Origin of the sequence: Mycobacterium celatum (assembly GCF_002101595.1) — a bacterium.
Lineage (GTDB): Bacteria > Actinomycetota > Actinomycetes > Mycobacteriales > Mycobacteriaceae > Mycobacterium > Mycobacterium celatum.
On record NZ_LQOM01000037.1, the window covers coordinates 225501 to 232552 of the forward strand.

9 protein-coding genes are annotated in these 7052 nt (G+C 64.9%); 1 reads left to right on the plus strand and 8 read right to left on the minus strand.

From position 1 onward, the window contains the following. Positions 1 to 248: 248 nt before the first annotated feature. From AWB95_RS17365 to AWB95_RS17400, 8 genes are all read right to left on the minus strand, one after another. The gene (locus AWB95_RS17365) at positions 249 to 1277 is read right to left on the minus strand and encodes an aminotransferase class V-fold PLP-dependent enzyme (protein ID WP_062539285.1); all 1029 of its coding nucleotides are present in this window, start codon (positions 1275 to 1277) and stop codon (positions 249 to 251) included. Next, positions 1274 to 1849: a pyridoxamine 5'-phosphate oxidase family protein gene (locus AWB95_RS17370; RefSeq protein WP_062539286.1), complete on the minus strand. Its 576-nt coding sequence runs from the start codon at positions 1847 to 1849 to the stop codon at positions 1274 to 1276. Before AWB95_RS17370 ends, AWB95_RS17365 begins: the two co-directional genes overlap by 4 nt. 127 nt (positions 1850 to 1976) lie before the next feature. Next, positions 1977 to 2435 carry an SRPBCC family protein gene (locus AWB95_RS17375; RefSeq protein WP_062539287.1) on the minus strand — a complete coding sequence of 153 codons (459 nt, stop codon included), beginning with the start codon at positions 2433 to 2435 and terminating at the stop codon, positions 1977 to 1979. A gap of 53 nt (positions 2436 to 2488) precedes the next feature. After that, the gene (locus tag AWB95_RS17380; protein ID WP_198157764.1) at positions 2489 to 2836 is read right to left on the minus strand and encodes a GNAT family N-acetyltransferase; all 348 of its coding nucleotides are present in this window, start codon (positions 2834 to 2836) and stop codon (positions 2489 to 2491) included. 86 nt (positions 2837 to 2922) lie between these two features. Then, positions 2923 to 3294 carry a nuclear transport factor 2 family protein gene (locus tag AWB95_RS17385; RefSeq protein WP_062539288.1) on the minus strand — a complete coding sequence of 124 codons (372 nt, stop codon included), beginning with the start codon at positions 3292 to 3294 and terminating at the stop codon, positions 2923 to 2925. Positions 3295 to 3426: 132 nt separating this feature from the next. Then, positions 3427 to 5046, minus strand: a complete 1620-nt coding sequence (locus tag AWB95_RS17390) for an MFS transporter (RefSeq protein ID WP_428838834.1) — start codon at positions 5044 to 5046, stop codon at positions 3427 to 3429. After that, positions 4943 to 5293, minus strand: coding sequence for a TfoX/Sxy family protein (locus AWB95_RS17395; RefSeq protein WP_062539290.1), 351 nt, complete (start codon positions 5291 to 5293; stop codon positions 4943 to 4945). Before AWB95_RS17395 ends, AWB95_RS17390 begins: the two co-directional genes overlap by 104 nt. Continuing rightward, positions 5293 to 6207, minus strand: a complete 915-nt coding sequence (locus tag AWB95_RS17400) for an alpha/beta fold hydrolase (protein ID WP_062539291.1) — start codon at positions 6205 to 6207, stop codon at positions 5293 to 5295. Before AWB95_RS17400 ends, AWB95_RS17395 begins: the two co-directional genes overlap by 1 nt. Positions 6208 to 6273: 66 nt before the next feature. Here AWB95_RS17400 and AWB95_RS17405 point away from each other — a divergent pair, with 66 nt between their 5' ends. Next, complete coding sequence (locus AWB95_RS17405) at positions 6274 to 6927, plus strand: winged helix-turn-helix transcriptional regulator (RefSeq protein WP_062539292.1); 654 nt, start codon at positions 6274 to 6276, stop codon at positions 6925 to 6927. The last annotated feature ends 125 nt before the right edge of the window (positions 6928 to 7052 follow it).

A 7052-nucleotide genomic window follows, 5' to 3' on the forward strand; every position in this document is an offset into this window, starting at 1 on the left:
ACCTAATGGTCACTGCTTGGGCTCCGGGTATCGGTCGTGCGCCGCCTCAGTCAGACGCTCCATCCACGGCCCCACCCGGAGCCGAGATAAAGCGCCAATACACGCGCGCGACGATGTTCACGTCGGCGAACTTACCATGCGATGCGTTCAGCGCGGGCCGCCGCTCGCATGGCCAGGGGTCGGTCCGGACGACGACAGCATCTGCCGCTGGGTGGGCGGCGCAGCATCGGCTGCACACCGATCAGTACCTAAAGTGCCTCCAGGATCCGATCCAGATCATCGTCGGTGTTGTACAGGTAGAACGCGACACGGGTCGCGCCGGCGCGCACGGAAGCCCGAATACCCGCCCTGTGCAACGCTTCAGCCGCGTGGGTGACTGGGATCGAGACGATCGCCGACTCAGTGGGTGGTAACTCCAGCTCGGCACGGAGCCGATTGGCCAGTCCCACACAATGTCCTTCCACCGCGACGCGATCAAGAGACGCCATCCAGGGCAGCGAAAGCCCGGCTCCTAACACGCTGAACCAAACTGGTGACGAGTCGAACCGTCGCGCATCACGAGCCAGCCGCAGCGGCAGCCCATACAGCGACGACCACATGTCTTCACCGGCAGAGAAGTTTGCCGCATGTGGCACCAACGCCCCAACCATGCGCTTGCTCAACGACATCCATGCCACTCCGCGCGGCCCCAGCAACCACTTGTAGCTTGCCGCAACCGCAACGTCGGCCCACGACAGCTCCACGTTCTTCCATCCCAGGGCCTGCGTCGCATCGATCACCGTGAGCGCGCCAGACTCGGCGACGCTACGACACAACCTGTCGACGTCCACCACGGCTCCGTCAGCGGACTGCACAAGACTGACCGCTACGACGTCGAAACCACCGGCAGCATCTTCTAGCTGGCCCGCCGGCAGCTCGGTAACCGTCACACCGCGCGCCGCTTGCGCAGCGAACGGAAAAGTGACGCTGGTGAATTCACCGGGCAGTGTCACTACACTGCTGCCGTTTGGTATCGACGCAGCGACCAATCCGAGGACCGACGAAACGCTGGTGCCCATTGCTACCCCGTGTTCGTCGGTCCCGATCAGGGAAGCATATGCCGCCCGACTGGCAGCGACCGGCTCATCGAATCCGTCCACTTCCAGCTTGCCCTGTTCCCATGATCGCAAACAGTCGCGCACCGCCTCGGCAACAAACCGCGGCGGCAATCCAAAGGTGGCGGTGTCAAGGAATCCCTCGGCTCCGACAAACTCGGCGCCGAACGCTTCACGGGTCACCGCTCGACCGTCGACGGCAGAGGATGGTCGGGTTCGAGTGCCGACAGACCATCGATGCTATGGCCATTGTCACCGGCGATCCGCCGCGCGAACTTCTTATCGGGCTGCTTTGCATGATGTGCATCGAGCACGGGCCGCTCACCGATGAGCTCGTAGTAGGGCACCGAGAAGCCGCACGCGTCGGCGATCCGCTCGATGTCGATGACGATGGCGGCCCGTATCCCGGGATGTTGACCGAAATATGGCCTCAGACTGTCAAATCGAGCATCGTCGGGCCTTACTATCCGTCCGGTGCCGAACAGCCGCAAGATCCGTGAGTTACGGGTGAACGAGCAGAACATGACGGTGATACGGCCGTTGTCCCGCAGATGCGCGATCGTTTCGGCGCCGCTCCCGAACAGGTCGAGATAGGCAACTGTACGCTCGTCGAGCACCGCGAACGTATCGCGATATCCCTTGGGCGACAGGTTGACCCGCCCTCCCTCGGAAGGTGCCGTAGCGACAAAGAACATGGCCTGTTGCCGAATGAACTCCTGCAACGACGCGTCGATACGCGAGAACACCTTCGCCACGTACTCCCCTTCCGTCGTACACCTGCTGACGGCTGCGTCTCGCAGCGTAGCGGCGCACGCCAAGCTAACGCGACTGATATTTGTCTCCCTCTGAACCGACGCTCGGCGGACGGACAGGAGTCGGGCGTCAGACCTGCTCGGCCAGGTCGGCAAGACGATCGAGCGAAGCCTGGAGCTTGTCAGCGGTGGTGGCGCGGGCACGCGCCAAGCGTTTCTGGTCGGTCATATTCGACCAGTCGTAGGTGTGGGTGACGCGCGTGTGTGCCTCATCCACCGGCTCGAGTTCCCAGCGCCATAGATGACCCGGTGGCGCTTGGCCCGGCTCGGCGGGTAGCCAGGCAATGCGACGACCTTCCTCGAACTCCACCACGTGGTTCTCTCGTACATTTCCCTGGATAGTCCGCATGGTGAACACTTCGCCGACGGCATGCACGCGTTGACCGTCGGGCGCCTCGGCCAGGTTGTCGTTCCCGTCCCATCGGGGTTGCTGGGACGGATCGGCAATCAGCTCGAAGATCTGCTCCGCCCCAGCGGCGATCACGCGACATGCGCTGACAACCTGCGGAACATTAGGGTTTTCAGCCATGTGCTGATTGAAGCACCTGTACGCATGCAAGTCGCGGTCAGTAACGGAAGCGGTCAGTCGAGGTCCTTCCAGAACCGCCCACTGCGGTCGCAGATGTCGGTGTAGCCATTGCGTTGGTAAAAGCCATGCGCACCAGTGCGGCGTCGCGAACTGGTGACTTCGACCGCCAGGCAACCCCAACTCTCAGCGAGCGCTTCGGCGTCCTGCAGCAGGGCATTGCCTATACCCGTGCCGCGGAGGGCCTTATCGACCACCATGCATTCGATCCGTGCCCACCGGCCGGTGCGTTCTAAATAGGGAAGCGCATGAATCGACAGGCAGCCCGCTGGACGGTCGTCCTGTTCAGCGACAAGCACCTGGCTGTAGGGGTCGACGATCCAGTAGTCAAGCCGGCCCAGCACGTCCCGCTCGGTCGACGGGTACCCCAGCTGGGTCAGCAGGGTAGCGAGGACGCCAGAATCGGCCGGCGTTGCGGCACGGACCGTGACTACCATTTCTTGCCTTGTCCAGTAACGACATACGTTCCATGACCCTCGGTCACAAGGTTGCCGCGAAACCTCAGCACCTCGTTGACCAACCCATTGCTTTGGTTGCGGTATGTGATGACGACGGTGTCGATCCCTTGGTAAACGCGTTCGACGGTAAACCGCAAATCGGGTATGCGATGCAGAGCGAGGGTCCAATAGTGGCGCAGTGCAAGCTTGCCGCGAACCACGCCCCCCGTTCCCGGCAGCAGGTTTGCGGCCACCGGCGACGTGAACACGACGTCGTCGTGGAAGTGCCGAAGAACAGCCTCCACGTCGTGAGCGTTCCAGGCCTGGACCCACTGCTCACTGAAGGCCACCGCATCGAGATCCATTGCGCGCACTGTAGTGACCGAATCGCATAGAAGCCCACTGGTTTTCTCGACAAGTAGCTCGCTGCTCGACTGGACCAGGGCCCGCGGCGCGAGTGAATCAGACGTCTCCGCAAGACAAGCCGATCCCAGGGCTTACACCATGCCCACCGATTGCCACTGCTCCGCCGAGGTCGAGAACGGGGCCTGGAACCGTCGGCCAGGCAGCGCGACCATGCCCGCGACCGCCGCTGCGTAGCAAAGACCCGCGACCACCGTGCAGGCCACTGCGAGACCGGACAGGAATGAGTCCTGCGCGGCCGCGAGCAGGCCCGGATTGCCCGCCGCGATACCGAACGCGACCGGGACCGAATCGGCGGCCTCGGCGGCCCTCCCGGTTGCCGCGAAGGCGGTGTCGAGGAGGCGGGCGCCGAAAATCGACGAGAACACCGAGCCGACGACGGCCACACCCATCGTCGAGCCCAACTCGCGGGTGGCATCGTTGACCGCCGAGCCGATACCCGCCCGAGACGGCGGAAGTACGAGCATGATCGATTCCGTTGCCGGAGTGGCGATCAGCCCCATACCCAGTCCCATCAACAGCATCTGCAGGACGATCGTCGTCCAGTACGGCGTGTCCGCCTCGGCGCTGCCGGCGATCCACGCCATCGCAGTGCCGAACGAGATGAGCCCGGTGACCACCACTGCGCGGGTCCCCACCCGTGGAGCGAGCAGTCCGCCGACCAGCGAGCCGACCGCGATCGACAGTGCGACCGGCAGGATGCGGGCACCCGTTGAGAGTGGGCTGAACTCGCGGAGCACCTGGAAGTACTGGGTGATGAGGAAGATGAACCCCGCTAGCGCGAAGAAGGTGACCGTCACCGCTCCGCTGGCGGCGCTGAACCGTCGATCGGTGAACAGCCGGACGTCGAGCATGGGGTGTTCGGCTTTGCGCTCCATCGCCACGAATGCGAATGCCAGACCGAGAGCGATGGCGAACCCTATCAGCGTCGCGTCGCTGCGCCAGCCTCGTTCGGGGGCCTCGATAATCGTGTAGACGAGCACTCCAAGGAGGGCTACCGAGGCTGTCAGGCCGCGGATGTCCAGCGCGGGCACCGACGGGTCGCGAGACTCGGGCACCAGAACGAAACCAAGAACCGCGGCCGCCAAGGCGACCGGCACCAGCGCCCAGAACACGCTGCCCCAGTAAAAGTGCTCGAGTAGTAGCCCGCCGAACACCGGTCCGGATGCGACGCCGACCCCGACGACCGCGCCCCATCCACCGAGTGCGGCCGCGCGCTGGCGGCGGTCGGGGAAAGTGTTGGTGATGATCGACAGGGTTGTGGGGAAAATCAGCGCGGCGAACGTCCCCATGCCGAAGCGTGCCGCGACCAGTGCGCCGGTGCTGTCGACGAGGGCGCCGGTCGCGCTCGTGAACGCGAATCCGAGCAGCCCGACCAGCAGGGCCGGCCGTCGTCCGTAGCGGTCCGAGAGACTCCCCGCGGCCAGCACCAGCGCGGCGAACGCGAGGTTGTAGCCATCGACGACCCACTGCAGTCCGCGCGTGTCAGCGCCGAGTTCGGTCGCGATGCTGGGCAGCGCAACGTTGACGATCGTGACGTCGAGGTTGATCGCGAGCACAGCCATGTACACCGCAACTAGGATTCCCGCCCTACGACACATGACGGCTCCGTGAAGCGGGGATGCTTTCGGCGGTCGCGGTTCCGATGGCAATCCACTTGGCGAGCTGACGCTTGGTGCGCAGGTGCTCGCCATCAATGCGCAGCCATCCCCGGATAGCGCGTCCACCCATCTGCATGGGCTGTGCGGTGCCGGCGGCCAGCAGGCGGTCGACACGCGCCGGATCGACCCGCACCAGGAGGCCGCCTTGGCCACTCGCCGCGACCGCTAGCCGGCCGGCCACGAGGAAGGCCAGCCCTCCAAACATCGGCTGTTCGTACACTTCTGGGTTGTCGGCCAGCTGCTCGCGGACGCGGGCCGCCAGGTCAGTGTCGTAGGCCACTATGCCTCCGTGAGTTTGCCGCGCAGGGGTTCGCCCGCAGACGGGTGTGTGCGCCAGTCGCGGATCGCGGCGGCGAACTCCTCGGGCGCGTCGGATTCCACGTAGGTGCCGGCGCCCTCGACGATCACGGTCTGATGCTCGGGAAACGTCGCTTCCAGGCGCTCGCGCTCCCGGGGACGGAAGGCGATATCGGCGTCACCCCACACGATCAGTGTCGGCAGGTGGGCGAGGTCGGCAAGGCCGGCCTCGACCTCGGCGAAGAAGGCCCGGCTGGCGGTGATCTGGCCGGGGAGTACGGCGGAGGCCTGGCGCCGCTCGGGGGTGTCCAGGGCCCGGCGGTAGTGGGTCATCTCATCGGCGGTCGGCTTGCGCCTTCGGTGGCCGGTGGGGATGAACGCATTGACGAGGAGGTTGAGCCGCCGGGTCAGGAAGCGCATCGGGAGTCCGCCGGCGATGTGGGCGAAGGCCTCGAAGTAGAGATCGCCGTTGACGGGCCAGGCCCAGGTGTTGGCGAGCACGAGCCGATCGACGACACCCGGCCGCCGAGTGGCGGCGGCCAGGCCGATCGGGCCGCCCCAGTCCTGCCCGACCAGGGTGACCCCCTCGAGGTGGAGTGCGTCGACAAACCCGCTGACCACGCCTGCGTGCTCCTCGGGCAGATACCGGTAGCCCGGCGCCGCTGAGGACAGCCCGAATCCGGGATAGTCCATTGCGACGCAACGAAATTCGTCGCGCAGTGCGCGGATCACGTCGCGCCAGAGGAATGACCACGTCGGGTTGCCGTGCAGCAGCAGCAGTGTGGGACCCGAGCCTTCATCCACGTAGTGGATGGTCTGCCCATCAATGGTGACGAAGCGGCTCTCGAACGGGAATAACTCGTCGTCGACCCAGGCGGGTCGCTCAGCGGCGGTCATGACCACCCCCTTCGCGTCGGTTTACTTGGTATACTCAAGTTAGCTTGAAAATGTCAAGGAGCATTCATGCGCCGAAGCTACGGTCAGTACTGCGGACTGGCCCGCGCGCTCGAGGTTGTGGGCGACCGATGGAATCTGCTCATCGTCCGCCAACTTCTCATCGCTCCGGCCCGTTACCAGGAGCTACTTGACGGGCTTCCCGGCATCGCCACTAATCTGCTCGCCGATCGGCTCCGCGATTTGGAAGCGGCCGGCGTGATCGAACGGCGGCTGGCCGAAGGTGGCAGGGCCATCACGTATGCCCTGACTCCCTGGGGCGCCCAACTACGCGAGCCGATCGAGGGCCTCATCCGTTGGTCCACCCCACTGATGATCCGAGGGCCCGAAGGCGATACCTTCCCCGCCGGAAGCCTCCTGGTCGCGCTGCGCGCCCTGCTCCGCGGCAAGGCGCCTGCGGGTCGGCCATCGACGGTCGGTATCACTGTCAACGGCGATACCGACGGTCGACTTGTCCAAGTGTGCGCGACCCCCTCAGGCATTGAAGTGAGCCCGCACGACGAGCGAGACCTCGACGCCGTGCTAAGCGCTGACGCCGCAATAATTCTCGGGCTGGCAGCAGGTGTGCTTGCACTCGAAGACGTCCTTGAGCTCGTCGACATCCAAGGCGATGAAGCTGCCGTCCGAGCCATTTTCGGCGCACCCGCCAACGCATCCCCGTGACACTGAACGATCCGATAGCAGCGGGTACCAGCGAACGAATTCCTCTATGCCTCAACCTGTTTGGTCTGCCGTAGCTGACTTAGTTGTTTGCTGGTGGGGGTTGGGGCTGGAAGGGGTCGTACCAC

Coding starts and splice junctions, on each gene's coding strand:
- AWB95_RS17375 (WP_062539287.1), bottom strand. CDS start 2,435: ATGGCTGAAAACCCTAATGTTCCGCAGGTTGTCAGCGCATGTCGCGTG.
- AWB95_RS17385 (WP_062539288.1), bottom strand. CDS start 3,294: ATGGATCTCGATGCGGTGGCCTTCAGTGAGCAGTGGGTCCAGGCCTGG.
- AWB95_RS17390 (WP_428838834.1), bottom strand. CDS start 5,046: ATGGCGAGCACCTGCGCACCAAGCGTCAGCTCGCCAAGTGGATTGCCA.
- AWB95_RS17400 (WP_062539291.1), bottom strand. CDS start 6,207: ATGACCGCCGCTGAGCGACCCGCCTGGGTCGACGACGAGTTATTCCCG.
- AWB95_RS17405 (WP_062539292.1), top strand. CDS start 6,274: ATGCGCCGAAGCTACGGTCAGTACTGCGGACTGGCCCGCGCGCTCGAG.